General features: G+C 48.6%; 22 protein-coding genes. 9 read left to right on the top strand and 13 right to left on the bottom strand.

The genetic code is table 11. From position 1 onward, the window contains the following. The first annotated feature begins 75 nt into the window (after nucleotides 1-75). Nucleotides 76-1,857 (top strand): ABC transporter ATP-binding protein, encoded by a 1,782-nt coding sequence (locus tag B153_RS0130235; RefSeq protein ID WP_020600499.1) that lies wholly within the window; start codon nucleotides 76-78, stop codon nucleotides 1,855-1,857. An 84-nt stretch (nucleotides 1,858-1,941) separates the two neighbouring features. Here B153_RS0130235 and B153_RS0130230 read toward each other — a convergent pair whose 3' ends face one another. Both B153_RS0130230 and B153_RS0130225 read right to left on the bottom strand, forming a co-directional pair. Then, on the bottom strand, nucleotides 1,942-2,469 hold the full coding sequence (locus tag B153_RS0130230) for a DinB family protein (RefSeq protein ID WP_020600498.1): 528 nt from the start codon (nucleotides 2,467-2,469) through the stop codon (nucleotides 1,942-1,944). A 95-nt stretch (nucleotides 2,470-2,564) separates the two neighbouring features. Beyond that, entirely contained in the window at nucleotides 2,565-2,939 is a 375-nt protein-coding gene (locus B153_RS0130225; protein WP_020600497.1) for a VOC family protein, read from the bottom strand. A 154-nt stretch (nucleotides 2,940-3,093) separates the two neighbouring features. On the opposite strand from B153_RS0130225, the gene B153_RS36210 reads away from it, so the two are divergent. Continuing rightward, nucleotides 3,094-3,609: a MarR family winged helix-turn-helix transcriptional regulator gene (locus tag B153_RS36210; RefSeq protein WP_020600496.1), complete on the top strand. Its 516-nt coding sequence runs from the start codon at nucleotides 3,094-3,096 to the stop codon at nucleotides 3,607-3,609. Here the strand turns inward: B153_RS36210 and B153_RS0130215 are convergent. Further along, entirely contained in the window at nucleotides 3,599-5,785 is a 2,187-nt protein-coding gene (locus B153_RS0130215; RefSeq protein WP_020600495.1) for an alpha-amylase family protein, read from the bottom strand. The two genes, B153_RS36210 and B153_RS0130215, sit on opposite strands and share 11 nt — an antisense overlap. 83 nt (nucleotides 5,786-5,868) lie before the next feature. Beyond that, entirely contained in the window at nucleotides 5,869-6,912 is a 1,044-nt protein-coding gene (locus B153_RS36205) for a glycosyltransferase family 4 protein (RefSeq protein ID WP_169518508.1), read from the bottom strand. Between the two features lie 330 nt (nucleotides 6,913-7,242). Here B153_RS36205 and B153_RS0130205 point away from each other — a divergent pair, with 330 nt between their 5' ends. Both B153_RS0130205 and B153_RS0130200 read left to right on the top strand, forming a co-directional pair. Continuing rightward, nucleotides 7,243-8,265 (top strand): glycosyltransferase family 4 protein, encoded by a 1,023-nt coding sequence (locus B153_RS0130205; RefSeq protein ID WP_211221722.1) that lies wholly within the window; start codon nucleotides 7,243-7,245, stop codon nucleotides 8,263-8,265. Between the two features lie 283 nt (nucleotides 8,266-8,548). After that, the gene (locus tag B153_RS0130200) at nucleotides 8,549-10,387 is read left to right on the top strand and encodes an ABC transporter ATP-binding protein (protein ID WP_020600492.1); all 1,839 of its coding nucleotides are present in this window, start codon (nucleotides 8,549-8,551) and stop codon (nucleotides 10,385-10,387) included. A 103-nt stretch (nucleotides 10,388-10,490) separates the two neighbouring features. Here the strand turns inward: B153_RS0130200 and B153_RS0130195 are convergent, their stop codons facing one another. From B153_RS0130195 to B153_RS0130170, 6 genes are all read right to left on the bottom strand, one after another. Next, nucleotides 10,491-11,726 carry a glycosyltransferase family 4 protein gene (locus B153_RS0130195; protein WP_020600491.1) on the bottom strand — a complete coding sequence of 412 codons (1,236 nt, stop codon included), beginning with the start codon at nucleotides 11,724-11,726 and terminating at the stop codon, nucleotides 10,491-10,493. A 105-nt stretch (nucleotides 11,727-11,831) separates the two neighbouring features. Further along, entirely contained in the window at nucleotides 11,832-13,151 is a 1,320-nt protein-coding gene (locus tag B153_RS0130190) for a serine hydrolase domain-containing protein (RefSeq protein WP_020600490.1), read from the bottom strand. Nucleotides 13,152-13,186: 35 nt separating this feature from the next. Then, nucleotides 13,187-14,485, bottom strand: coding sequence for a serine hydrolase (locus B153_RS0130185; RefSeq protein ID WP_040762344.1), 1,299 nt, complete (start codon nucleotides 14,483-14,485; stop codon nucleotides 13,187-13,189). Nucleotides 14,486-14,721: 236 nt separating this feature from the next. Further along, complete coding sequence (locus B153_RS0130180; protein ID WP_020600488.1) at nucleotides 14,722-15,102, bottom strand: DUF3592 domain-containing protein; 381 nt, start codon at nucleotides 15,100-15,102, stop codon at nucleotides 14,722-14,724. A 161-nt stretch (nucleotides 15,103-15,263) separates the two neighbouring features. Continuing rightward, on the bottom strand, nucleotides 15,264-15,647 hold the full coding sequence (locus B153_RS0130175; RefSeq protein ID WP_020600487.1) for a DUF3037 domain-containing protein: 384 nt from the start codon (nucleotides 15,645-15,647) through the stop codon (nucleotides 15,264-15,266). Further along, complete coding sequence (locus B153_RS0130170) at nucleotides 15,625-16,422, bottom strand: HipA family kinase (protein WP_026262566.1); 798 nt, start codon at nucleotides 16,420-16,422, stop codon at nucleotides 15,625-15,627. Before B153_RS0130170 ends, B153_RS0130175 begins: the two co-directional genes overlap by 23 nt. 226 nt (nucleotides 16,423-16,648) lie before the next feature. Between B153_RS0130170 and B153_RS0130165 the strand changes: the two genes are divergently transcribed. The 4 genes from B153_RS0130165 to B153_RS0130145 all read left to right on the top strand — a co-directional run bounded on the left by B153_RS0130165 (nucleotide 16,649) and on the right by B153_RS0130145 (nucleotide 21,833). Next, on the top strand, nucleotides 16,649-18,586 hold the full coding sequence (locus B153_RS0130165) for a histidinol-phosphatase (protein ID WP_040762366.1): 1,938 nt from the start codon (nucleotides 16,649-16,651) through the stop codon (nucleotides 18,584-18,586). Nucleotides 18,587-18,749: 163 nt separating this feature from the next. Next, nucleotides 18,750-19,871, top strand: a complete 1,122-nt coding sequence (locus B153_RS0130155; protein ID WP_245564972.1) for a serine hydrolase domain-containing protein — start codon at nucleotides 18,750-18,752, stop codon at nucleotides 19,869-19,871. A 43-nt stretch (nucleotides 19,872-19,914) separates the two neighbouring features. Further along, nucleotides 19,915-20,478: a Crp/Fnr family transcriptional regulator gene (locus tag B153_RS0130150; protein ID WP_020600482.1), complete on the top strand. Its 564-nt coding sequence runs from the start codon at nucleotides 19,915-19,917 to the stop codon at nucleotides 20,476-20,478. A 233-nt stretch (nucleotides 20,479-20,711) separates the two neighbouring features. Next, nucleotides 20,712-21,833 carry an SDR family oxidoreductase gene (locus B153_RS0130145; protein WP_020600481.1) on the top strand — a complete coding sequence of 374 codons (1,122 nt, stop codon included), beginning with the start codon at nucleotides 20,712-20,714 and terminating at the stop codon, nucleotides 21,831-21,833. An 8-nt stretch (nucleotides 21,834-21,841) separates the two neighbouring features. On the opposite strand, the gene B153_RS0130140 is transcribed toward B153_RS0130145, so the two are convergent. Both B153_RS0130140 and B153_RS0130135 read right to left on the bottom strand, forming a co-directional pair. Then, a complete protein-coding gene (locus B153_RS0130140) occupies nucleotides 21,842-24,118 on the bottom strand; it encodes a S9 family peptidase (protein WP_020600480.1) in 2,277 nt (758 codons plus the stop codon). Between the two features lie 77 nt (nucleotides 24,119-24,195). Next, the gene (locus B153_RS0130135; protein ID WP_020600479.1) at nucleotides 24,196-24,555 is read right to left on the bottom strand and encodes a winged helix-turn-helix transcriptional regulator; all 360 of its coding nucleotides are present in this window, start codon (nucleotides 24,553-24,555) and stop codon (nucleotides 24,196-24,198) included. A 91-nt stretch (nucleotides 24,556-24,646) separates the two neighbouring features. Between B153_RS0130135 and B153_RS0130130 the strand changes: the two genes are divergently transcribed. Continuing rightward, nucleotides 24,647-25,219 (top strand): hypothetical protein, encoded by a 573-nt coding sequence (locus B153_RS0130130; protein ID WP_051097373.1) that lies wholly within the window; start codon nucleotides 24,647-24,649, stop codon nucleotides 25,217-25,219. Here the strand turns inward: B153_RS0130130 and B153_RS0130125 are convergent. Continuing rightward, nucleotides 25,185-25,937 (bottom strand): cupin domain-containing protein, encoded by a 753-nt coding sequence (locus B153_RS0130125; RefSeq protein ID WP_020600477.1) that lies wholly within the window; start codon nucleotides 25,935-25,937, stop codon nucleotides 25,185-25,187. The two genes, B153_RS0130130 and B153_RS0130125, sit on opposite strands and share 35 nt — an antisense overlap. Nucleotide 25,938: the final 1 nt, after the last annotated feature.

Raw genomic sequence — 25,938 nt, 5'->3', positions numbered from 1 at the left:
ATGCCCCCTGCTCCCCACCCTTTGCAACTTTTCGCAAAGCACTACGGTTACCCAAAAAAGCCAGTTGACCGTTCTGTGAAAGCTCTTTCCTATCTTAATAAATACCTCCTTAAATACAAATGGTACCTGATCCTGGGGACGATTTTTACGGCTGTCTCCAATTTGTTTGGCATATTCCCGGCGCAATTGGTTCGGTATGCCCTCGATCTGGTCCGTGAAACGCTGGATGTATATTATCTGTACGATGGTTCTCCATTGCAATCTGGACTGTACGAGATATTTGGCACGAGTATTTTGCTATTTGGTGTGCTGACGCTGGTGATGGCCCTGATGAAAGGCTTCTTCCTGTTTCTGGTTCGGCAAACCCTGATCGTAATGTCGCGGCATGTGGAATATGATCTGAAAAATGAGATTTACGACCATTACCAGACTTTGCCACTTAGTTTTTACCGCCAGCACAACACGGGCGATTTAATGGCTCGTATTTCGGAAGATGTAAGTAAAGTGCGGATGTACATTGGGCCAAGTATTATGTACGGCCTGAACCTGATCGTTCTGTTTATACTGGTTATCAGTTACATGGTCAGTATCAACGCCCGGCTGTCGCTCTACGTGCTGCTGCCTTTGCCGGTGTTGTCGGTCGCTATTTATCTGGTCAACAACATAATTATTCAACGGTCCGAGGAAATCCAGCGGAGTCTGTCGCGTCTGTCTACCTATGTGCAGGAAGCGTTTTCGGGAATTCGTGTACTGAAATCGTTTGTGCAGGAAGCCAACTCAGCCGCCAAATTTGAGATCGAAAGTGACGAGTACCGGGCTAAATCGCTTGGTCTGACGCGTGTCGATTCGTTGTTCTTTCCCATGGTAGCTATCCTGGTAGGGCTGAGCAACGTGCTGGTTATTTACGTGGGTGGTCAGGAGATCATAGCGGGCCAACTGACACCGGGCAACATCACCGAATTTATCCTCTACGTCAACATGCTAACCTGGCCGGTTATGGCGCTGGGCTGGACCACCAGCCAGACCCAACGGGCCGCGGCTTCGCAGCAGCGCATCAATGAATTTCTGACAATCAAAACCGACATCGTGTCGCAGAAAAATATTGAACACACGATTCAGGGCGAGATCGAGTTCAAAAATGTTCGGTTCGTCTATCCTGATTCGGGTATTACGGCCATCAAAGATTTCTCGATGCACGTTCGGGCGGGCGAAACGGTGGCGATTCTGGGAACAACCGGGTCTGGGAAAAGTACCCTGGCCAATTTGCTCACGCGTATGTATGACGTGACCTTTGGCGAAATCAACGTGGACGGTATTCCGATCAAAGACTATAACCTGACGTCGTTACGCGGGCAGATGGGCTATGTGCCGCAGGATGTGTTCCTGTTTTCGGAAACGATCAGCAACAATGTCCGTTTCGGAAAGCCCGATTTGCCGCAGGAACGGGTTGAACAGGCTCTGCGGGATGCCGATCTATACCAGAATGTAATTGACTTCCCGGAGCAGTTTGATACCCGTGTGGGCGAACGTGGCGTTACCCTTTCGGGCGGTCAGAAACAGCGACTAAGTATTGCCCGGGCCATTGCCCGCGACCCGAAAATCCTAATTCTGGACGATTGTCTGTCGGCAGTAGACACGAACACGGAAAACATCATTCTGAATAATCTCCAGCGCATCATGGCCGATCGTACCTCGGTTGTGATTTCGCACCGGGTTTCATCGGCCAAACTAGCCGACCACATCATTATGCTCGACGATGGTGAAATCATCGAGCAGGGCACGCATGAAGAACTGCTGGCCCTGAACGGGGCGTATCGTGAACTCTACGAGAAACAATTGCAGACAGAAGAGGTTTAATAAGACAGTTTTTGGTTTCCAGTTTACGGTCGGGCGGAGATAGTTTGGTATCTTCGCCTGATTCGTTTTGTATATTATTACAATCTAAACCAGCCCCAAGGCCATAACCTGATTCCTGTGACGGTCGATGTGGAAGCGGAGAAACTGGAAGCGTTGGGGGATGTCTAAGGGCCCGGATAGAACGTGGGGGTGAATAATTGTTTCTAAATCCTCGCCTTCTAAAGCGTTGGCCAGATCAGTCAGCGGTTGTTGCAGGCTGGCCAGCGCCGATAACCAAAACGTCAGCGAACCACCCATACGAGGGGCTGCGATGGCCGGCACCTGTTCTTTCTCGCGCCAGGTACGCGCTACAATTTCGTCGGCCGTTAAGCCTTTGTTAATCAGTTCGCCTTCCCAGATGGGTTTGCCCGCTTGTTTGGCGTGAAAGGCTCGCCACATACCCCAGATGCCGCCATGTTCGGCCCAGTATAGGTGTTCGGTGTTATCGACCGCATTCCATACATCAGGTGAGGGCTTCCATTGCGCCTGCGCTTCGGTTAGTTTACCTACTTGGGTTATGTATTGCGTGCGGGCTGCGGCTACTTCGGCTAAAAGCTGGTCGAGTTGAGGCATCGGTAGGGGAGGAGTAATTTCTAAACCAAAGTACGTATTCGGGCCAAAACTCCCTAACCTGACAAGTGTCGATTTAGCTAAAGGTCGTTTCCTGGCTAGCTGCTCATCACACACAGCACTTCAATCAACACCTTACCGGGTGCTTCAACGTAAAAAGACAGGGTGCCACGACCGCCGTAGTGTTTAGGTTCTTTACCGACAGCAATACCATCGGCTTTCATGGTTTGATAGATTGCCATAACCTGTTCGGGCGTATTCTGCAAAAAGCCAACGTGAAAATCAGCAGGGTACTGCGGGACTTCGTTTTTTGAAAAATTGCTGATTGACAGGATAAAACCATCCTGATCTTCCAGAATAGCGATTACATTATCGCCTTTTACTTCCTGGCATTGAAAGCCGAAATAGGTTTCAAAAAAGGCTTTGGTTTGCGCTACATCGGGAACCGCCAGATTTAAATGTTTAAGTGCCATTGTATTGATGTATAGAGTTTTGATTATTACTAGAACTGTATGGATAGTCCTTGGAATTCTATCGTCAGGCAAAATTAGTCCTATTTGTTGACTATTTGGTAATCATTGTTGACTATATTTTTCGCTATATATTTGTTGAAAAATACTTGACCGGATGAAGAAAAAGAAGCTGGAAAAAGAGTTGGTCGATCACATGCAGGATAACGACCGCAATTGGGGGCGGCTGATTGCAGTAATGAAGCGTCTGTCTGATTTGTGGATGCAGCGAGCCATGAACGAGAAAACCGATATGCCGTTCAAAACCTCCTTTATGCGTTTTTTGACCAATATCAGCCTAAATGGGATTACAAATCAGGAACTCGCCCGGCGAGCCATGCAGCCCAAACAGGCCATGAGCCGAACCGTAAAAGAAATGGAAGCTGAAGGATTAATCACGACGGAGCGAAGCAAACGCGATGGGCGTAGTTCCAGGATCATGCTGACCAAAGAAGGGCAAAAGCTGTTGCTAACGGCTAAAAAAGAACAGAAGAAACTGACTGATACCTACAAAACCCTGGTCGGTGAAGACAACTTCGCGACCGCCGTAGAGGTGCTTTATCAGATCATCGCTTACCATGAGTCACTCAATGAGTCGGAAGAAGATGGTGAACGGTTTGCGATCATTCAATAACCCACCAAGCATAGCTTTCGGGTTCAATTGTAACAGGTAGTTCGACTTCGTATTGTCGATTTAAGGCATAGGTTTTGGCTTTGCCCTCACCCTGCCTGATCTGGGCGGTTTGGTGAAGGCCCGTGTAGTACAGGGGTATTTTGATGGTTCTGGTTAGTTTGGTTTTTAGGGGGTTGAACAACATAACCAGTCCTTTTTCTTTAGCGGTTGGGTTCACGTGCAGGATACCGTCCCAGTCGCGACCGTCGGGTCGTCGCAGGTGAATCAGGTCGGAGTTCAGGATAAGACGATACTTTTTATACCAGTCGATTACACGTTTGACGGTTTGTTTGGTGGCTTCGGTATCGTACAGGCGAGGGCCCCGATAACAAGCCTGAACTCCCGCGCCATAATACTGCATCATAAGCTGTTCATAATCGGCCAGATGCTCGCTGAGTGGTTCCAGAACGGCTTCGGGGCCGCCCCCCTGGTATTTGGTGAGCGGTACAAACCCCCAACTCATTGTCGACGTTTTTTCCCAGGTTCCGTCGAAAATATTCTGCCGGTTCAGCAATTTTTGCTGTTCGCGTGAAAGGGAGAAATTGACTTCCCGATAGCCCAGGGCAATCTTGTTGGTGCCATCCATAAAGTACCAGTCGGGCGCATTGATGTAAACGCCCCGCTCGTTCAGGAATCGATAAAAGCCTTTTTGCATCTCCATCTGTACCCACTGCGAATCGTCCAGACCTTTATGGCCGGGATGTTTGGTGGATGCACACACATCGCCAGGATAGGGACCGTCGTGCTCCAGCAGATCAAAGCCTGTTTCGGAGATGAATTTTTTGAGACTATTCAGGTAACGAATGCCCCACTGACTCGCCAGGCAGGGCGCATGACCGAAGAATGCCCCTTTGTCGGGCAGGCCAGTTTTTGGGTCAATCACATCATTTTCGTCGTCGATTCGGCGGCTGCTAAAGAGCGAGTAACCACCCAGCAGAATCCCTTTGCTGTGCGCATAGTCGGCCAGAGCTTTGAATTTCTGGATATTGGCCTGGCTCGTATCTTCCATGTTGAGCTTACTGCCAAAACTCAGAATCACCAGTTCGTAGCCCGTTTCTTTGCATTGGTCGATGATGTTTTTGACAACGGCGGGTTCCGTACTGACCAGGTGCATAAAAATCGGGTTTTGCGTCGTCCAGGGGGTTACGGCCTGATAAAAACGCCGACGAGCCAGCCCGTTGCGTTCGCGATCATACGAATCGAGCAGCAGTTCATGGGTACGGATGGAGGTGTACTGCTGCGCAGGTGCCAGATCAATACCCACCCCAACAGTTGGGTACACTTCCAGCAGACAGGGAGTTTCGTAGTTGTAATTGACCTGCGATGTATAGAGCGAGTCGGTATGCCAGTGCGTGGCCTGATCGGAGAGGTCGTAGCGCATGGCGTTGTTGAACGCAAAGTTGTTTTCAACGTAGATTCGCTGCGGTTTTTTCATTTGCTCGGGCTTCCCCACAACGGCCGACTCTTCTTCGGGAGTCGCCAGTATTTCGCTGATTATCTGATTGATGTGGATGGCCGATGCGGATGTATTATTGAGGGTTACCCATTTGCAGAGGCTGGGGATTCCATCGTACAGGGCGTAGTGGACCGTTATGTCAATACCTTTCAATTCGGGCGCATTGGAGGTAAATACCAGTTGCAGTTCCTGTCCTGTGGGCTGATTTCGATTCAGAGTCCAGGTGCGCGGCTGCCAGTTCAGGTAGGGCTTTATGGGTGATACCGTAAACGTTTTGAATTGAAAATCAGCTGGGTCGGCTGTAAACTCATCCACCCATTCCTCGCGTAAATAGGCGTGTTCTTTCTGTCCATATAAGCCGCCAACCCGGTAGGTTTTGCCATTCAGAACCAGTATGGCTTCGGGCCGTACGGAGCGAACAAACTGCTCGCCCGTAGTCAGGTTTTTATAATCGACTGTAGCGAGGTTAGGGCTTATACGGAATCGACGCGCCAGTAAGCCATTGGCCAATACGATCTCTTTGCCCTTGTTGGCCTGATACACCCCTGCTTTCTGACCGACAGGCGCAATAAGCCAGTCGGCTGTAACGGGTTTCGGTTGATAAACAGGTAATTTCTGGACTTGGGAAAACCCCAGGGTTACTAACAGACAGCAATAGAACGTATAGAAAAAAGCTCTCATCCAATGGAAACGTTTGATAATGCGCACCAACAGGTAAGATAAAGCAGGCAGTATAGGGTTTTCTAATCGCTCTGAATGTAAGATTAACCAGCGAGGGAGTGGTAAACAGACAGGTATTGCTGAGCACTGTTTTCCCAATTGAAACGAGCCGCATTTTGGAGAATGGCTGCTTTTCGCTGGGGGCATTGGGCCGCTAGTATTCCCTGTTGAAAGGTTTCCTGTATTGTGTCAGCTTCAAAGTTTGGGAAGTAGAAAGCCGCATCGCCCCCCACTTCGGGCAGTGAAGTACGGGTCGATAGAAAAACCGGCTTGCCAAACTGCATGGCTTCGATGACAGTCAGGCCAAACCCTTCAGCCAGCGAAGGATGCACCAGCGCTTTACAATGCTGCAAATACCAGATTTTAGCCGATTCTGATACAGTACCAGGCAGATGTAGTCGATTGGCAACGCCCAACTGCTGTGCCTGTTGCCACATGGCAGCTACATAATCGGGGTCGTCGTGGCAGCCGACAACGATCAGTTCAAGGTCAGGATTTGATTGCAACAGAGGCAACAGTACATGGAAGTTCTTCTTTTTGTTCAGATAGCCTATGCCCAGAATAAATTCCCGATCGGGTTGATACAGGCCTTCTTCTGGCTGTACGCAAGCTGGCCGTTTGTTGACACCGTTATGGATGACATGAACAGGCTTGTCGCCAACCGTGCAATGGGTCAATACATCGCTTTTGGTAAATTCAGAAATGCAGATAATGGCGTCGCTCTGGTCGATCAACGATTGGGTATGGGCCATACTTTTCTGCTGAACATGCTCAGGCTTGCCTTCATGAAGTACGTTCAGATCGTGGATGGTCAGCACGACTTTCAGATGGGGGAAGCGCTTTTTATCGGGTAATATTCGTCCCGACTGAAACGGCGCATGCCATACCCGGCATTTGAGCAGAAACGGCTGAATCAGTTTATGCCACTTCTGTTCGATCAGGTGGTAGGGCCGTGGATGAAGGGCCAGTTTTTTGCGGGGGGGTAAGTACATCCGCATGTGTGGCTGATCGGTTTCAACCAGTTGCTTATTGATATGCTCACCCAGATTCTGGCAGTAATGATACAGGCCAGAATGGGGAAATTTCATCAGGTTGCAGTCAAAGATAATACGGGACATACGTTGAAAAAGAGGATTGCATCAGGGCCGCACAATCGCTTTTTTGCGTTTTATGCAACATTAACCCCTATCAACCCGTACCGTTAATACTAAACCCTTCGTTGCACCACTTACACCTCTTTCGCAGTTTCTTACTGAATTGCCTCAATTGAAGGCCAGGGTTTGTTCATACAGGCCATATAACCTGCGTAGTGTTAATATAACGGTTAAAGTAGGTGGTCAGTTATAAAATGTTTCAATCAGTTTCTCAACGTTAGGAGGGTTTGTCGTATGATGCGTGTCGTTTTTGATTGTGAGCGAATGAAGTATGTCAACACGGGGCTGTATTATTATTGTCTGAATCTGGGCAAGGCCTTGCGGGATACCATGAGTCGGGACGAATTGGCTGTTTTTATCCCAGATCATGTTCGGCAGACGTTTGAGCACTCCACAACCTGCATTGCTCAGCACTCGTTGCAAAAGTTTCTGATGCCATCGGTAAGCCAGTATAACATCTGGCATTGTACGTACCAAAGTTCACAGTACCTGCCTCAGCGGAATAAAAAAATTAAGGTACTGCTCACGGTGCATGATCTCAACTTTTTGCACGAAGACAAACCGGCGCATAAAAAAGCTCGCTGTCTGGCTCAGTTGCAGCAGAATATTGACCGCAGTGATGCTGTTGTCTGTATTTCGGAATTTACCAAAAACGATGTACTAACGCATTGTAACGTTGGTCATAGACCTGTCTATGTAATCTACAACGGTACTAACCGACTGCACCAGCCTGTACTGATGCCTCGTTCTTACCGGCCCAGAATTCCGTTTTTGTTCAACGTTGGAGTAATAACCCGGAAGAAGAATCAGCACCAGATTTTGCCGTTATTACAAAAGAATCCCTCTCTTGAGCTGATTCTGGCGGGTCGGCACGAGGATAAGGATTATGCCCATTTTCTGCGACAGCATGCATCTGAGCTAAAGGTTGATGATCGAATGCATTTGGTCAATGAAATTACAGAAGGTGAGAAGTCGTGGTATTATCACAATTGCCAGGCCGTTGTGATGCCTTCTCTGGCCGAGGGTTTTGGGTTGCCAGTTACGGAGGCTATGTCGGTTGGCAAGCCGGTGTTTTTGTCGAGGCACACAGCACTGCCCGAAATCGGGAAAGACCTGGCCTTTTATTTTCAGGACTTCGACAATATGCATCATGATTTCATGGCCGGTATGCAACAATACAAACGGGCGGGCAACGAGATGAAAGAAGCTTTAAAGGCCTATAGCGCTCAGTTCAACTGGGAAGATTCGGCCCGAAAATATATGAATGTGTACCGATCACTGGTTTAATCAAGTAAATGAGCGATTGAGCAAATAAGACGGATTTTGTTGTATACTAATTTTTTTAGTGTGAACCCGTTAAGACATGCGGCCGTTTCTATTGAATATCTATAGAAAACCAACTCGTCTATAAACGTTTTTCCCTGTTTTGGGGTCATACTAGAAGTCCGCATTTAGTTATACACAGGTTCAGACAAATCGGCCGAGTTGAACATACTTCCAAGAGTAGCTAATGTTTTGCTGGTCAATTAGTTTTTATTCGCTCAACAGGAAATAGAAGTAATCACACTGAATGAAAATTTATAGGCGGCTGATGGCCTATGCCCGGCCTTATGGAAAATTCGTAATCCCATTTTTTGTATTCACCCTCATCGGGGTGTTTTTCAACGTATTTCAGTTTGCGTTGATTATTCCTCTGCTCAATTTTCTCTTTGATCCGATCAATACCGCCGATGCGGCCCGGTATGCTACGGTGCCTGAGTTTCGCCTGTCGCCCGAGTATTTTAAAGATACGTTTTACCATTTCATTTATCAGTTCAAAACGACCAACCCAATACATGCGCTCTATTTCCTGGCGGGTATGATTGTGGTGTCGGTGGTGCTGACCAATCTGTTTCGGTTTCTGGCCCAGCGTTGTTTGCTGAATGCCCGGACCTTGCTTGTAAAACGGCTACGGGAAGCGCTCTTTGAAAAGATCAATTCGCTACACCTGGGTTATTTTACCAAAGAGCATAAAGGGGATCTGCTTTCCCGGCTGAACGGTGATGTCTACGCCATTGAGAGCGTGGCCGGTAGTTCCATCGAAGTTGTATTTAAGGAGCCTTACCTGCTGATTGGCTATTTCGTAGCCCTGTTTGCGATTTCAGTCAAACTCACGCTGTTTACGCTGGTCATTATTCCGATTTCGGCAGTGGGCATTGCGGCTGTGACCAAGAAACTCAAAAAGGAAGCGCAGGATGTACAGTCGTCGATGGGGCGGATGCTGACACTGATGGATGAAACGTTGCTTGGTATGCGAATTATCCGCTCATTTAATGCTACGGGCTTTGTGCTCAAACGTTTTAGCCAGGAGAATGATTTTTATCGGCAGGCCAGTCTGGAAGGATTCAAACGGCGCGAACTGGCACCAGCGTTTTCCGAAGCATCGGGGGTGTTTGTGGTAGCCTGTATTCTGGTGTATGGCGGTAGTCTGGTATTGAGCAGTCAGAGCAATTTGCAGGCCAGTTCGTTCATTGCGTTTATCGCCATTTTTTCGCAGGTAATTCGCCCTGCCAAGGCGATTGTAGTGGCTCTGACGAATATTCAGCAGGGGCAGGCTGCGGGCGAACGAATCATTGAGTTGCTGGATAAACCCATTGAAATCCAGGATAAACCAACAGCTCAGGAACTGAAAAACTTCCGGCGGGACATAGTTTTCGAGGATGTCAGTTTTCAATATGGCGACAAACCCGTTTTAAAAAACATAAATTTCCGAATTGCGAAAGGGCAGAAGATAGCCTTGGTTGGACCTTCGGGTGTCGGAAAATCGACCATTGCCGATCTAATTCCCCGTTTCTATGAAGTAACGCGGGGTAGTGTAAAAATTGATGGTGTTGATGTTCGTGATTATAGCATGGAGTCGCTACGGCAACAGATGAGTTTTGTGACGCAGGAGATCATTCTGTTTCATGACACCATTTTCAATAACATCGCCCTCGGCCGGCCGGAGGCTAGTATGGAGGAAGTAATCGAAGCCGCCAAAATTGCCAATGCCCATAATTTTATCATGGACACGGAAGATGGCTACAACACGGTCATTGGTGATCGGGGACTTCGACTCAGTGGTGGTCAGCGGCAACGGTTGAGCATTGCCCGCGCTGTGTTTAAAAAACCATCTATTCTGATTCTGGACGAGGCTACGTCGGCACTGGATATCGAATCCGAAAAGTCGGTACAGGAGGCCTTAAACAATTTAATGGAAGGCCGAACAACGCTGGTGATTGCCCATCGACTTAGCACCATTAAAGAAGCCGATGAAATCCTGATTATGGACGGTGGGAGGATTATCGAGCGTGGTAATCACTACGAACTCATCAACAGCCAGGACAGCGTTTATAAGCGCCTGAATATGATGCAGGAACTGGTTCAGTAATTATTTTTTGTCCTAGCGACGAAGGAGCAATCTTCGGGAACCATAGAAACGCCGTATCCGAAGATTGCTCCTTCGTCGCTAGGACAAAAAATGGTAGTCCTCATCAACTTATTCCAGCTACATAATCGACCGCTTCACCAAAGCGGGCAAGTACCTTATCCCAGGTGTAATTCTGTTCGATGTAGGCTTGTGCTTTTTCACCCATGGCACCCGAATTGCTGGTAGAAAGCTGCTGAACGGCTCTCTCAAATCGGTCGTATTCAGCAAATAAAAACCCTCCCTGACTCAATTCTATGTGATCTTTCAGCACCTCACATTTTTCGTTGGCAATCACAGGAATACCATAGGCGAAGCTTTCGAGCGTCACCATCGACAGGCTTTCATACTGCGACGGAATTACGAGCGCTTCGGCACCTTTCAGCAGCGTAACTTTTACATCTTCATCGACAAAGCCAGCCGTGATGATGTCAGGATGCTCAGGAATCGTCATGAATGCCTGACCCACAAGCACTAATTTTAGAGAGGATGGATGTTGCTGTTTGTACTGGATGAAATAGTCGAACAGCATATCGCAACCCTTCGCTTCGGCAATTCGCCCGATGTAGATCAGGTAAGGGGCATCGGTTTTCAGGATTGTAGCGGCTGTTTCGGCCGATGAGGTTTCTATGGTTTCGATGCCGACACCAATCACATCGTTGTAGATCGTTTCATTCTTAAATAACTGATGAACAAAGCGTTTCTCGCCCTCGGTGAGAAACAAAATGGCCCGGGGTTTATGAAATAGTGGCTTGAAAATGGGCAGATAGATCGGAATTTCATCGTGGGCGGTCGGGATGAAGATCGATTTGTGCGGGGCAACGTTCAAACCGACGATGGTTGGGTAATACAGGTACGTGATGAAGATCAGCGCATCGTATTGCTGGTGGTTTCGCTGTAGGTAAGTGATCAGATCGGGTGCGTAAGGGCCCTGCGCTTTGGCCCACAACCAGCTATACCGTTTAACGGTTTTACCCACCAACGCCCGACCCCACATCCGAAACCGGCCAAAACCTTCCCATTCCTCGGGTCGCGACCATTTCTTGATTTTATGTTCGGCGCGGGCACAGGCTTTTACCTGACGTTCGTATTCAGTAGCAAATCGGTGAACCCGGACCCCGTTGATGGTAGTCGTTTCGGCCGGATACCAGTTGGCCCAGGTGATGTATTCCAGCGCACAACTCGTCAATACATCAACCTCATACGTACCCGCAAGTCGCTCGGCCAGTACCCGGCAATAGTATTCAGCTCCACCATTAACTTCCAATCCATACCGCTGAACAACAAAGGCTATCTTTTTCATGTACTGAATGCTGTCGAACCCATCAAAGCCGAATAAATAACGTATACGGCTTCCGTCTGATTATAGAAAGCAATTCTTACGGTGAAGTGTTTTCAGATAGACCAACTAATCATCCAGCGCCTGGTACACCAGCACATCAAATTTTCTGTCGAGTTCACCACCGTAGGAGGTTCCCCACATTTGCTTCATCAGAACGATAGCGATTCGTTCTTTCGGATCGGCGATGTAATGCGTGCTGAAAGCACCACCCCAGGAATAGGTACCGATGCTGTTCAGGTCGTTGTTATGGCCTTTCTCGCCAACAACCTGGAAGCCCAGGCTGAAGTAGTTGCCGGGGTCTGGAAACAGCGTGCCGGTCTGATTGCTCTGCGTGAACAGGTCAATGCTTTTGCGGCTCAGGAATCGTTTGCCATTATACACCCCGTTGTTCAGTAGCATTTGCAGAAAAATGGCATAATCATAGGCCGTACTGGATAAGCCGCCACCACCCGAGTAGTAGGTTTTGGCGCCCATGATCGGGTAATCGGGATCGACGGGTAGCGTTTTGAGACTGGAGGTTTTAACCAGTTTCTTATCTTTGTCTTCCGAATAGAGTTTCACCAGTCGGCCTTTTTTCGAATCGGGGAGGTAGAAAAAGGTGTCTTTCATACCGAGGGGTTCAAAAATTCGCTTCTCGAAAAACTGCGACAGGCTTTGCCCCGAAACCACTTCGACCAGATAGCCCAACACATCAATACTAAGGCCATAGGTCCATTTTTCGCCGGGTTGATGATTCAGGGGTTGTTTCGCCAGTTGCTTCACCATTTGCCCAAGCGTATAGTTTTGGGTTACGAAGGCGTCCGGTATGGCGCCCGCTTTGGTGTAAATGGCCCGCATCCGGGGATCGCTGGCAATTACATTGTAGTTGATTCCCGACATGTGCGATAGCAAGTGCCGGACGGTGATTTCCCGCTTGGCCGGTACGGTGGTGTACGTGCTGTCTTTTTCGTTGAACGTATCGAGCACAACGGGTTTGGCAAATTCAGGAATGTATTTGCTGATGGGGTCGTCGAGCATGATTTTGCCCTCTTCGTGCAGCATCATAACGGCCAGCGAGGTAATGGCTTTGGTCATCGAGGCAATCCGGTAGATAGCGTCTTTAGCTAGTGGTTTGTCGGTGTCGAGGTCCGATTTTCCGAACGCTTTATAATACACGATTTTGCCATCCCGAACCACAATAGCCGACGCACCCGGGAAAGCCCCTTTGTCGATATACGATTGAATAAGTCCGTCGAGTCGGTTAAGCCGTTCCGATGAGAAACCCACTGCTTCGGGAGTGGCCGTCGTCAATTGCGGAGGATTTTGTTTTGTGGCAGTTTGAGCCTGTACGGACAGCGCCGTTAGGGCTATCAGTACCAGGGTACGGAGGGTAGATTGCAGATGCATAAAGTTAAAGGTTAAGGTAAGCGGTACGTTAAAGGTTAATTATCAACATCTTTTACCGTTGGACGATTGTCGCTGGTTCGTTTTTCGTAGGTAATTCTAAACGTACTCAGATCGGGTTTATAAAGTCGTTTACGGTTGAGTTCATACTGATAGATGGTCTGACCCAGCTGGTACAGAAAGGGGTGACCAACGGTGTCGTACTCATACTTGTCGTCATTCAGAATCCCATCGCTGTTGACATAGATCGTGGCGGTTAGCATGTACTCGACCTTGTTTTTGAAGTCCACCACATACGACGCATCGGTCAGGAAGCCATACGCCCAGCCCACTTTGTTGAATACCCGAACATCGGTGGGCATCTGATGGTGGAGGCTGTCCATAAAGAAGAATTTTACGTAGCTGTCGTAGTACTGTTTGGCGTCGTATTTCGGATAATTGGTCTCGCCCGGATACTGCGATAGGTACTGATAAACGAGCTGATAGTCGTCATGGGTCAGGTTAAAACGCTGTTTGGCCGCAACGGATTCGGGGAACAAAACCGACTGCAAAACCTGCTGAAAGGCTTCCAGCGGAAATTTATTCCGCTCGGTGAAATTGAACGGCTCATGCACCAGACTATCGCGCACATAATAGCCTTTGCCAAGTCGGGCTTCTCGTCGGAAATCGAACGGATCGGTGTTGACTGCTGCTGGTTGGGCATAAATCAGGCTACCATCTGGCCGAATAAACCGGATGGGGTTCGTATGCCGGTTTTCGTCGGCAGTCATACGGACAAATCGGTGTGTAATGCGTGTATCCAGATACCCTTTCGCGTGCAATGAGCGGTTGATCTCGCTTTGGCCAACAAATTCATACATACGGCTGTACGGATCGTTTTCGCTCACTAGAAACGCCTTTTTGATACAGTGAGCGATGGATGGGTAACCACTTTCGGAGGTATTATCTTTCCACTCCCTTGTCTGTTTGCTGTAGGCACTGTCAAACTGCATAGCGGTGTATTTGGTCACACCGGGTTTGGCCAGTCGGTTCAGCTTTTCGAGTGAGAGCAGGGCGAGCGGCAGCTTTACGGTTGAAGCGGGATTGAAGTATTCGGTGCTGTCGACGCGGAAGTAGTAGTGTTTGAAGGAGGGCTTGTTCGCTTTGTCCCTGTCGATCTGCGTATATATAATTTGCAGCCGATATATGTCGGGGTGGCGCATCACTTCCTGAAATACGGCGCTCTGGTTTGTCGCCAACAACCTGCTTAAGAAAACGTCTGTTCGGGGCTGCGCAGAAGAGGGGAGGAATGGGCGGAGAAAAAGGAACGTGATGAAGTAAATGGTTCGTTGATTCATAGAGATGATGGCTGTTGCAAAAGTGGACTGGCAATTTTTTAAAATTGCTAACACGACCTATTTTAGCGTAAGTAGGTCGTTGAAAATACATTAGGTTATTTTTTGTCATGCTGACGAAGGAAGCATCTTCGAAGGCTGGGTAAAAGGCTGCCCCCCGAAGATGCTTCCTTCGTCAGCATGACAAAAGCACCCCTGTAGAATACTCTAAACTATTTGTACTTGAGCACTTACTTCCATTATTCGACAATGTCAAGCAACTGAAGCATGCTATATGATAACAAGAGTACTCCAACAACTATAAAAAGCATTGGTAAAACTTGCAAGTTAAAAGTAGAATAGATTTCGACCTGATTTGGGTCATCAGGGTTATAAATGAGTTTTATTTTCGTTCCTTCCCTCTTGGCAATAGTATAGCCCGTATTTAATTCTTGGGTAATCCATGTTTGGTTGTCAGTTAGGAATCTAACCACTGGATAATAGACCACTCCATCTATGTTATTTTTGAAGACAATACCATCTGCTTTCTTGCCGGTTTGAAGCAGATATCTATTCCTTTGCCAAGAAAAGCCTCCAGCTAGTATCATCACCACTGATAAGATTGGGAGGTAGATTTCCATCCTTTTGGAGATTCTAACTAATCGCAGAAAAAATTAAGCTATATAGCGTCCTGAAGGAGCGGAAGCACCATCAACTTTTATAACAGCCAACAACGAATAATCTAAATTTTCGACAAGATTGAAGGGATGAATATGCCTGCAAAATCCTGTCAAAAAGAATATTATAGCACTAGTTGTTCGAACAGTTTATCCAGTGTTTCGGCTGCGTTAGTACAAAGGCCGGGGTGTACGGGCGATGTTTGCACAACGGTACTTCGCGTTGAGGTTAGCCAGCGAAATCGTTCGGCAATGGAAAGCTTTCCAATCGGGCCACCTTCAGCTTTTCCCGCACAGATTCGTTCAAAAGCCTGTAGTCGCCCGGTTAGCTCATCCAGATCGAGGGTGGCCGAAAATGCCCGAAGACGCGCTTCATTAAGCGCAAACCGCGTTTGCAAAAAGCCCTGCGCCCGGCAATAGACAATAACGCCGACGTTCAGAAATTCCTGCCGTTCGACACAGGGGACTACCCGGATAATGGCGTACTCAAACAAGTGCTTTTCTGGCATTCTTTGCTTCGTTGACAAAAATTTCGGATGAGGCCAGTCGGTCCGTTAAAAAACGGGCATAAATCTGTCGCTGGTCGGAAGGGGAATCTGTTGAGCCATTGTTCATCAGCCAATCGTCGGGCACCAGCGACACAATTGCCTGAATACGTGCTGGAGTGAGTAACTTCCGGAACTCGGCATCGACCGCATCCAGTTCCGTGGCCTGAGGTAGTAGAACATGATCTTTGATCTGGGCAAATGGTCGCTTACTTTGTTCGGGCCAGGCTGGGCCGGTATGGTGTACATAGAGGGAAGCCCCATGATCGATCAGCCACAATTCCTTATGCCACATGAGCATATTCGTATTTCGGGCTGTCCGGTCTACGTTCATCACAAAGGCATCGAGCCAGACAATCTGCGACGCCAGACGGGGGGGGAGTTCGTTCAGAATCGGGTCGAAGGTAATGGCTCCCGACAGGTAGTGTAGCCCCAGATTCAGCCCTTCGCTGGCGCGTAGCAGATCCTGAATTTCCTCGTCGGGTTCGCTCCGCCCAAAAGCCACATCCAGATTGATAAAGACGATTTCGGGGATGCGAAAACCGAGTACTCTGGCGATCTCGCCCGCAACCAATTCGGCAATCAGGGCTTTAGTGCCCTGACCGGCTCCCCGAAACTTCAGCACGTACAAAAAATCGTCGTCGGCTTCGACAATAGCCGGTAGCGAACCGCCCTCACGCAATGGCGTGACGTAGCGTATGACGTTGACTGTTCGGAGTTCAGGTTGAGTAGGGTTCACAGTGAGTGATTCAGCAAGTATTTAAGCTTCACGAACGTCTGAAACCTTCGAGAAGTTGAGCAGGGTCTGTTGCTCCGAAAGTTAGAGCAAAAAACTGAAAAAGCAGGATTGGGTAGGCTGATTGGTAGGATCACTTTACCGCTTTAACAGGTAGATAACATAGGTACACTGTCAGCCGAGCCGCTTATTGGATACCTTTGTCGCTGCTATTTTTCAAGCCGTCGATATGAAAAAGAACGTCTATTGGAGTACCCTTTTCGCAGTCCTGCTTTCATCGCTAACCCAGGCGCAGCATTGGTACAAGGGTAATTTGCACACACATTCGTTGTGGAGCGATGGTGATGACTACCCGGAGATGATCATGGACTGGTACAAAGCCAACGGCTATCAGTTTGTGGGTTTGTCCGATCATAATGTCATTCAGGATGTTGAGAAGTGGATCAATGTGCCGCATCAACCCGATCGACGCCGGACCTTCGACCGCTATCTCCGAACCTTCGGGCCAGATTGGGTCGTGTATAAAAAAGGGGGTAATGACTCGCTCAGGGTACGGCTAAAAAAGCTGGATGAGTACCGAACCTATTTTGAGGAGCCGGGTAAGTTCATGATTATCAAGAGTGAAGAGGTGTCGACGGGGTATCAGGGTAAACCCATTCACATGAATATTACTAATGTGAAGAACCTCATTCGTCCCTTGCCCGGCAATAGCGTGGCCGAAGTGATGCAGAATAACATCGATATGGTGGTAGCCCAGCGTCGGCAGACGGGTCAGCCCATGTTTCCGCATATCAACCACCCGAATTTCTATTACGCCATCAAGGCCGAAGATTTAATGCAGCTTCGATACGAACGATTCTTCGAGGTATTCAACGGGCATCATCTGGTGAATAACTATGGCGACAGTACGCACGAGGGCACTGAGTCGATGTGGGATAAGATTAACCTGCATTTTCTGCAGCAAGGCCGCCCACTGATGTACGGATTGGGAACCGACGATAGCCACAACTATTACTTTTTCGGGCCATCGTTCAGCAACTCAGGCCGGGGTTGGGTGATGGTCGACGCCCCGGAATTAACCCCCAAAGCCATTATTGAAGCGATGGAAGCCGGACGATTCTATGCCAGTTCGGGAGTTACGCTGAAGCAACTGCCCCAGGTTGGTAATTCGCTGGTTGTACGCGTCAGCCCGGAGAAAGACGTAACCTACCGCATTCAGTTTTTCGGCGTCCGAAAGGGAGGTCAGCAAGCCGAACTTATCAAAGAGGTGACGGACTCGGTTGCAACCTACGCCTTGACGGATGACCTTTTATTACTCCGGGCCAAAATCATTTCCAGCAAGCCCAAGTACAATCCCTTTATGCCTGGCGATGTGGAAACGGCCTGGACACAGCCCATTGCCAGCAAGCAGATTCCAAAATCCATCGCAGGCATTACACCGTTGCCCAATGCTCATGCCCATAACGACTACGAACAATCGCGGCCGCTGTGGGATGCTCTGGAAAACGGCTTTACCAGCGTCGAAGCGGATGTGCATCTGATCGGTGATACGTTGTATGTAGCGCATGATCGCCCTTCTTTCAAAAACGCTGCGGCCACACTTGAGGCTATGTATCTGAAACCGTTAGCCGAGCGAGTCCGTCAGAATAACGGGCAGGTATTTCCAGGATACAAAGGGCCATTTTACCTGATGATCGATGCGAAAACCGGAGCCGATAGTACCTATAAGGCACTCGCCAACGTGCTTCAGCGCTATCGGTCGCTCGTCGCGTCGGGTAGTAAGAATCAGACTGGTCCGGTTACCATTGTCCTGTCGGGAAACCGGCCTATGGCGGCAGTGGCGAAGGCGAAAGATCATTTGGTGACGCTCGATGGTCGGCCATCCGATCTGGGAAAAGGATACTCAAAAGCCGTTATGCCCATCATCAGTGATTCGTACCCCAATCAGTTTAGCTGGCGCGGTCAGGGTGATATGCCATTAACGGAGTTTCAGAAACTTCGTCAGTTGGTTGAAAAGGTGCATCAGGAAGGGAAGAAACTTCGCCTGTGGGCCAGTCCCGAAGATCCGGTTGTCTGGGCTAAGTTGCGCAAAGCCGGTGTCGATTTTCTAAGTACCGACCAGCAGGAATTAGTCCGGGATTTCTTGCTGAAAGGCATGGCTAAATGAAGTTTATATTAAACCGCAAGGACGCGAAGGCGCAAAGAATCTTCATATTTGTACTTCTTTGCGCCTTCGCGTCCTTGCGGTTTAATTTAATACTACTCGTGCAATTGTGTATTTGGGCCCAACTCTGTAAATTGGAAGCAATAACCGAAATAGCCTAATCCTCTTGTCGATTCATCGTTTCTATTCCGCGTACTCCCTCTTAGCGGGCCTGTTATTTCATGTCGTTGCCAGTGCCCAAACGCATTCGTCGAAGCCCATGAACGACGAGTTGAACAGCTTCTTCGCCAGCATTCCCGATTTCAGTGGCGTTGTGCTCATAGCCGACAAAGGGAAACCTGTGTATGAGAAAGCTTTTAGCTACCGTAATTTTGAGACTAAATCGCCGATAACGACGGGATCAATTTTTGAACTGGCATCGGTCTCAAAGCAGTTTACAGCCATGACTATCCTAATGCTGAAACAGGAAGGTAAACTGGACTATGATGATCTGATTGATAAATACATTCCGGGGTTACCCTATCCAGGTATCACCATTCGGCATCTGCTCAACCACACCTCCGGATTACCCGATTATCAGGATGTGATGGATAAGCATTGGGACAAAAGTAAAGTCGCTAATAATGCCGATAACATTGCGTATCTGATCAAATACCACCCGGCGAAATCGTTTGAACCGGGCGCGAAATATGAATACAGTAATACGGGTTATATGTTGCTGGCGAGTATTGCCGAAAAAGCCTCCGGGCAGGATTTTATCCAGTTCTGCCGGGCGCGTATCTTTAAGCCGGTGGGGATGACGCACACGGATATTCGTACCCGTGAGGAGAAAATCAAGCTGCCTGATATGGCCTGGGGACATATGTATGTACCCGAAAAGAAACGGTACGTCCGGGCCGATTCGTTTCCTGAATTCAACTACGCTATCTGGCTTGGGAATCGCAAAGGACCGGGTCGTATCAGTTCAACGGCGGAGGATTTACTCAAATGGGACCGGGCCTTATATACCAGCAAACTGGTGAGTCAGCAAACGCTGGCCGAGGCCTTTAAGCCCGCCCAACTGACGAATGGTACCTCGTCGCCCTATGGCTTTGGCTGGGAATTGACGCAGAACGATACACTCGGGAAAGTGGTACAGCACAGTGGCGATAATCCTGGCTACAAAACCGAGATAATTCGCTTCATAGAGGCCGATAAAACCATTATTGTTCTCTGCAACAACGCCCACGAAAAGATGCCGGAGATACTCAAAACCCTTGAACAGGTAGTGGCTAACCACGCAAAGTAAGTTAGGCAGAAAAGCAGATGGTGTTCTAAACAGATAAATAGACTTGCTCTGGTTACTGAATCAAATCAGTCAGTTTGCGCCGATTAGTCCAGAAGGGCAATTGGCTCTGGCTAGCGTGTTGGTCCGGAAAGAAGTGCCCAAAGGATACGTGCTTTTGGAGCATGGAAAAATATGCCGACATCTGTATATGTTGGAAAAAGGGTTTGCCCGAGGCTATTACACCCAGGATGGCCGGGACATAAGCCTTTGGTTCGCTTTCGAAGGCGATATACTGGCCTCCTATTACTCCTTCGTGACACTAAAGCCGAGCTATACGACCATTGAAATTCTGGAAGATAGCACCATTGCCGGGGTTAGCTATGATCAGCTCAACGAACTCTACCGAAACTATCCGGAGTTTAATCTGATCGGGCGGCTGATGACCGAAAAGTACTTTATCGAACTGGAAGAACGCACGCTGTCGTTCCAGTTTCAATCCGCTTCGGAACGCTACCATCAATTGATCGAGAAACACCCCCAACTCCTGCAAAAAGCGTCGCTGGGGCATATTGCCTCCTTTCTCGGTATTTCGCAGGAAACGCTGAGCCGAATTCGGGCAAAAAAATGACAGAGCCGTTTCGATTTTGACTTTTGTCAAAAAAACTCTGAAGGCCGACGCTGAACTTTGTTCTGCTATCTGTGTCTTTCGAGGGCAAACCGATGAGACGTATACATCTCCTGGTTATCTGTTTTTAAGGGCGTCGATAGGCTGATAGCCAACTAAGCAACGTGTTTTTTCGAAAACAATATTCATCGTTTGGTCCTGTCGATCAGGGCTAAACCCTACCTCTTATTGTCCAAATGAAACCAGTCAACAACTTCATCTTAACCGGCTCAACGGGTGTTTTAGGGTCGCATATTGTTTACGAACTGCTGTTGCGCATTCACCAGAGCGGCTACATGGGTAAACTAATCCTGTTGATACGAAGCAAAAGCACAAGATCGGTGCAGGAACGATTTGAGGAGCTGCTTACCCCCGATCTGATGCCCGACTATATGAACCAACTGGATATAGATCGGCTGAAAACCGACCATATCGACCTGATCAGCTATGATATCAGTAACGCTACCGATCTAACCCAGTATCTGGCAACCACAACCGGGAAATTCCATCTGATCCATTGCGCTGCTTCGGTTAATCTGGGCACTACGCCAAGTGCGTACGAAGAGATCAAAAAGACCAATTATTACGGCACCATCCAGTTGATCAAACAGCTCCAACCGTATATTGTCAAAGTAACTTATATCAGTACCGCCTTTGCGTTCAGGCCACAGTTTTTAAAAGAGCAGAACCTGGCCAGCTACCGAAATCACTACGAATCGTTTAAGGCGAAAATTGAGGAGGACATTCCCAACTTATGTGAACAGTACGGCCTGGAGTGGCAGATTCTGCGCCCGAGTATTATTGCCGGTCGATTGATGGATTCGCCGTATCACGTCATCTATCGGTTTTTGGTATTCTATCTGTTTGGCGCCTTCTTTTACCGCTCGAAAGATATGTATGGTCACCTGAATATTCGGATTGCCTTAAACCCGAAAGCCGGTTTAAACATGGTGCCTGTCGATTATGCGGCTAAAGTGATTGTACGAGCGTTGAGTACTGAAATTAAAGACCTGAACATCGTTCATAGCCGGTATGTCCCGAATACCTTCGCGGTACCGACGATGCTGGAAGCGGCTGGCTGGACAAACTATGAATTCGTTACCGAAATTCCGACCGATCAGAACGCCATTGAAAAGCTATACTACCGTACGGCCGGTGCGCAACTAAGTCAATACCTCCTGGCCGATGATTACACATTCGATATGCAGACCCTTCGGGAGTTGATGCACGATGTGGAAGAACCCAATCTGGAAGAAAATTTCACTGCGCTTTGCCGCTATGCTGCCGACCGGAAATTTAAGCACATGATGGAGTATTGATTTGCTGATTAGGGTTTGGGTATCGTGATGTTGGGTTGCCAGTTCCATTCGGGAGGGTCTACGCCCAGTAGATGCTTCACAAAGAAATCACGTCGTTTGTGTTCCCCATAGTCACCGCCCAGCGAATGACCCATGCCTGGAACCATCAGGAAATCGAAATTTTTGTTGGCTTTGATTAACGCGTTGATGAACTGATAGGTCGAGGAGGGGTCTACGTTATCGTCCATCTCGCCCAGAATCAACAAGAGCTTGCCCTTCAGGTTCTTAGCGTGGGTCGTGTTGGACGATTCGGCATATTGTGGGCCTATCGGGTAGCCCATCCACTGTTCATTCCACCAGAGTTTATCCATCCGGTTATCGTGACAGCCCGACGACGAAACGGCTACTTTATAAAAATCGGGATAGTGCAATAACGCTCCTGCCGAGCTTTGCCCCCCTGCCGAATTGCCCCAGATACCCACCCGACTCAGGTCCATGTATGGGTATTTCTGAGCGGCTGCTTTCATCCAGGCGATGCGGTCGGGAAAGCCGCTGTCTTTCAGGTTTTTCCAGCAAACGTCATGGAAGGCTTTTGAACGGTTGGCCGTGCCCATGCCATCGCACTGCACAACGATAAAGCCCAGCTCGGCCATTTCGTGCAGGGACCCCCGCGAATCGGTCACGAAGCTTTTCGGCACAAATGAGTCGTGGGGACCGGCGTAGATGTATTCGACAACCGGATAGGTTTTCCTGGGGTCGAAATTGGACGGGCGAACAATGATGCCCCAGATGTCGGTTTTCCCATCCCGACCTTTGGCCGTAAACACTTCCGGTAGTTTCCAGCCCGTAGCGAGCAACGGCTGAATATCCCCCTTTTCCAACTCCATAACGACTTTGCCCGTCGAGGTCTGCCGGAGAACGGTGGTGGGTGGTTCATCGACCCGGGAATAGCTATCGACCACATACTGATAATCGTCGGAGAAAATCAGCCGATGATTTCCGTTTTCGTGCGTTAAGACGGTCAGGCCCGTTCCGTCGAAATTGACCCGGTATAGTTGGGTAAAGTAGGGGTCCTGACTGGCTTCCCGACCACTGCCTTCGAATAAAATGGTTCGTTTGGCTTCATCCACATAAACCACCCGACGTACTACCCATTCGCCTTTGGTAATCTGGGCTTTCACCTTACCATTGCCATCGTACAGATACAGGTGATTCCAGCCATCACGCTCCGATGCCCAGATCATTTCCTTGCCATCGGCCAAATCGTAGCGGTAGTTTTTTCCGCTGTAATGAATAAAGGTCTTACTCGTTTCGTCGATTAATGGCCTTACCGCCCCGTCAATGTTCATCTCGAAAACGGTATACCGCTGATGCCCTCGCTGGTTGTATTCGAAGGTAAACGCCCGGCTATCGTTCCGCCAGTGGGGCATCGTGATGGTGTACTGGTCTGGAATAACCGAAGCGGGTATCGGTATCTGTCGTTTGGTATCGATCAGAAACAGGGTAGGAAACCGCTGGGGGAGGGCATCACCCGGTTTCAGGTACTGGCGCGACTGAAGTTTAGGCTGTAACTGATCGGTTGGCGATGACTCAATCAGGTAAATTAGGTGAGGAGTGTTGGGCCGAACTTTATTGACCACCAGTTTTTTAGAATCGGGCGACCAGGCCATGTAAGTGGAATAAAACTCGCCTTCCGATCCGTCATAACTCAGGGCTACTTCTTCGGCAGGCCGACGACTTGGCCGAATGTACACGTTGTAATTTTTAATAAACGCTTCGTACATACCGTCGGGCGACAGAACGGGTTTGCCTTCCTGTTCATTAATCTGATTGCCCCAATACCGATTGTCCGGTGGGCTAATCACCCCCTTAAGTCGGCATTGGTACGTATCGAAGGGACAGGTAAACAAGGAGTCTTTGATGCGAAACGAAACCTCGGTGGGTTGCAGGGTAATGTCGGAGAAGGGCAGTTGATAGGGGAGCACCGGACGGCCTGTCAATTGACTTAGCGACGTTGCCAGCCGTTTCTGATCGAAAGCGGGTTCTTTTGCGGTTCGGTCGGCATCTACCTTGATAAATTCCTTGCCATTGGCTGTCGCTTTCAGATACCAGAACGAATGGGCTTTCGGCAACCACTGGATTTTGTCAGGTGCATCGTACACCTTGTTTTGAAAAGCCCCATTCAGCATTTCGGCCCGTTGGTAGTCGGCTAATGTACCCTGCGAATGGGCTGTAAAGGCCAGAAGAAAGGTCGTCAGGCAAACAAATACGTTTCGGCAGAATGAAGCGGATAACGAAGCAGACATAGCGTTTGGTAAAGAACGTTCGGTTCCTAAAGATAAGCTATGGTCGATACTCATGTGTTTACTACCAAAACTTTATCTTACCCTTTTCCCGAGGATTGGCTTTCAGATTTCATTGCCTGCAAGCCCCAGTCCTGCATGACGTAAATCACGGGCATTAGCGACTCACCGTATTCTGTCAGTTTGTACTCGACGCGGGGTGGAATTTCGGGGTAAATAATCCGTTCTAGAATACCATCATCTTCCAGTTCACGCAATTGATTGACCAGCATTTGCTTGCTGATGGTAGGAATGGCACGTTGCAGCTTACTGAACCGATTGCAGTTTTTGCTGATACCATACATGATCAGTACTTTCCATTGACCGCCAATTCGGTTCAGGCAATGCGTAACCGGGCAGTTGTGCGGATTGAAATCCTTGTTTTTGCGCGGATTTGCCATTGGTCTAAAAAGATGTACTAGTTCGTCTAAAACAGACTACTTGTCTATTTTAGACGAAGATAACAGCTTTGTGTATTCAATTTTAAAAGCAATGACAATCGAACAAATCAAACAAGTAATAACAGGCGGTGAGTGGATCAGTATTGTGCCCGAAGTACGGCCAAGTCTTTCGCGCAACGACGACGGAAGCGCCAAGCCATTTTACCTGTCCCGACGATTTACGTACCAGGCCGACGACACCTTTACGCTGGAGATCATCAATTTTGCCGATGCCTACGGAAAAGTGCCTTTAGCCCGACTATTCATTAAAGGGCATGTGCAATGGCAGGGTGACCATCCGATAGCTGATGGCGCTCAGAAAGTCGATTTCACTGCCGATGGCGCCTATGAGGTAACGCCATTGCATCCGGGATTTGTGGCCGTGCTGAATCAGTTTGCCAGTTCGGGTTTCAATGCCTGGGAAGTAAACAGTACGCAAAGCATTTTAGGCAAAGCATTTACGCCGTTTGGATTAGCTGAGGGACAAATTTTCAAAGAATACGACCTGATGTATGTCCTGAATGGTATGCTGTTCTGGGGAGCGAGACACGTCGATGGGCGTGGCTTCGACACCGAAGAAAACCGGCCGACTAATTTGCAGATTCCGATGGTACGGCCCTATTAATTGAGGAGGCTGGTTTAGGGAAATAAGCTGGATTGGCATACTGATACCCCGCGATTTTGGCGATGGGCAATGCTAAAAATTTAAGCGTTTTCAAGACAAACGGTGGCGGACCCTCTTTAAGATACGAATCAAAATCGTTGCCCCAAACGGCCAGTTGAAGCAGAAAACGAGGGGAGGAAAAAATGGCTGGATCGTCGTTTGCAAGGCCATACAGCTGCGTTAGTGTACATACAAACTCGGCTGGTGCGTCGCCTGTACCGGTTGCCATCGAATCGGTCTCATTAAAGAATTTATGATAGGTTCCGTGGGGTACTGTAAACGACTCACCGGCCCGAAGTCGTTTGATTTTACCATCGACCAATAGGGATAATGTCCCTCTGGAAACGGAAAACAGCTCGTCGAAGCTTGTGTGTACGTGTTCGAGAGGGCCTGTCGCATGAGGTTTCACGTTGCCCTGCATCTGAACCCGCCCGTTCGTGTATCCCAGAATAATCTGTTCGTTGCCTTGTCCGGGATTGCCAAATCGGCTGTTGGGCGTAAAGACCTTGGCAAAATCAGGCCGATTGGTTGGGAGTAACTGACAGATAATCGCTACAGCCAGATAACCGACTAGTATATAGCCCAAAAAATAGAGAGAGGTTTTCATTCGCTTAGCATGGTTGATTTCAAAGCGAACTAAACCAATAGCCGTCAGGTGCTGGCTGTAAAAAAACGACATT

The sequence above is a fragment of the Spirosoma panaciterrae DSM 21099 genome (genome assembly GCF_000374025.1).
GTDB lineage: Bacteria > Bacteroidota > Bacteroidia > Cytophagales > Spirosomataceae > Spirosoma > Spirosoma panaciterrae.
Note: the sequence above shows the minus strand (reverse complement) of the source record. Positions and strands in the feature narration are given on the sequence as shown.

Bases quoted from the DNA above. Each gene is read 5' to 3' on its own strand.
- B153_RS0130230 (WP_020600498.1), bottom strand. From the start codon at position 2,469: ATGCCTCAACTCGACCAGCTTTTAGCCGAAGTAGCCGCAGCCCGCACG.
- B153_RS0130225 (WP_020600497.1), bottom strand. From the start codon at position 2,939: ATGGCACTTAAACATTTAAATCTGGCGGTTCCCGATGTAGCGCAAACC.
- B153_RS36210 (WP_020600496.1), top strand. From the start codon at position 3,094: ATGAAGAAAAAGAAGCTGGAAAAAGAGTTGGTCGATCACATGCAGGAT.
- B153_RS0130215 (WP_020600495.1), bottom strand. From the start codon at position 5,785: ATGAGAGCTTTTTTCTATACGTTCTATTGCTGTCTGTTAGTAACCCTG.
- B153_RS36205 (WP_169518508.1), bottom strand. From the start codon at position 6,912: ATGAAATTTCCCCATTCTGGCCTGTATCATTACTGCCAGAATCTGGGT.
- B153_RS0130205 (WP_211221722.1), top strand. From the start codon at position 7,243: ATGAAGTATGTCAACACGGGGCTGTATTATTATTGTCTGAATCTGGGC.
- B153_RS0130200 (WP_020600492.1), top strand. From the start codon at position 8,549: ATGAAAATTTATAGGCGGCTGATGGCCTATGCCCGGCCTTATGGAAAA.
- B153_RS0130195 (WP_020600491.1), bottom strand. From the start codon at position 11,726: ATGAAAAAGATAGCCTTTGTTGTTCAGCGGTATGGATTGGAAGTTAAT.
- B153_RS0130190 (WP_020600490.1), bottom strand. From the start codon at position 13,151: ATGCATCTGCAATCTACCCTCCGTACCCTGGTACTGATAGCCCTAACG.
- B153_RS0130185 (WP_040762344.1), bottom strand. From the start codon at position 14,485: ATGAATCAACGAACCATTTACTTCATCACGTTCCTTTTTCTCCGCCCA.
- B153_RS0130180 (WP_020600488.1), bottom strand. From the start codon at position 15,102: ATGGAAATCTACCTCCCAATCTTATCAGTGGTGATGATACTAGCTGGA.
- B153_RS0130175 (WP_020600487.1), bottom strand. From the start codon at position 15,647: ATGCCAGAAAAGCACTTGTTTGAGTACGCCATTATCCGGGTAGTCCCC.
- B153_RS0130165 (WP_040762366.1), top strand. From the start codon at position 16,649: ATGAAAAAGAACGTCTATTGGAGTACCCTTTTCGCAGTCCTGCTTTCA.
- B153_RS0130145 (WP_020600481.1), top strand. From the start codon at position 20,712: ATGAAACCAGTCAACAACTTCATCTTAACCGGCTCAACGGGTGTTTTA.
- B153_RS0130140 (WP_020600480.1), bottom strand. From the start codon at position 24,118: ATGTCTGCTTCGTTATCCGCTTCATTCTGCCGAAACGTATTTGTTTGC.
- B153_RS0130135 (WP_020600479.1), bottom strand. From the start codon at position 24,555: ATGGCAAATCCGCGCAAAAACAAGGATTTCAATCCGCACAACTGCCCG.
- B153_RS0130130 (WP_051097373.1), top strand. From the start codon at position 24,647: ATGACAATCGAACAAATCAAACAAGTAATAACAGGCGGTGAGTGGATC.
- B153_RS0130125 (WP_020600477.1), bottom strand. From the start codon at position 25,937: ATGTCGTTTTTTTACAGCCAGCACCTGACGGCTATTGGTTTAGTTCGC.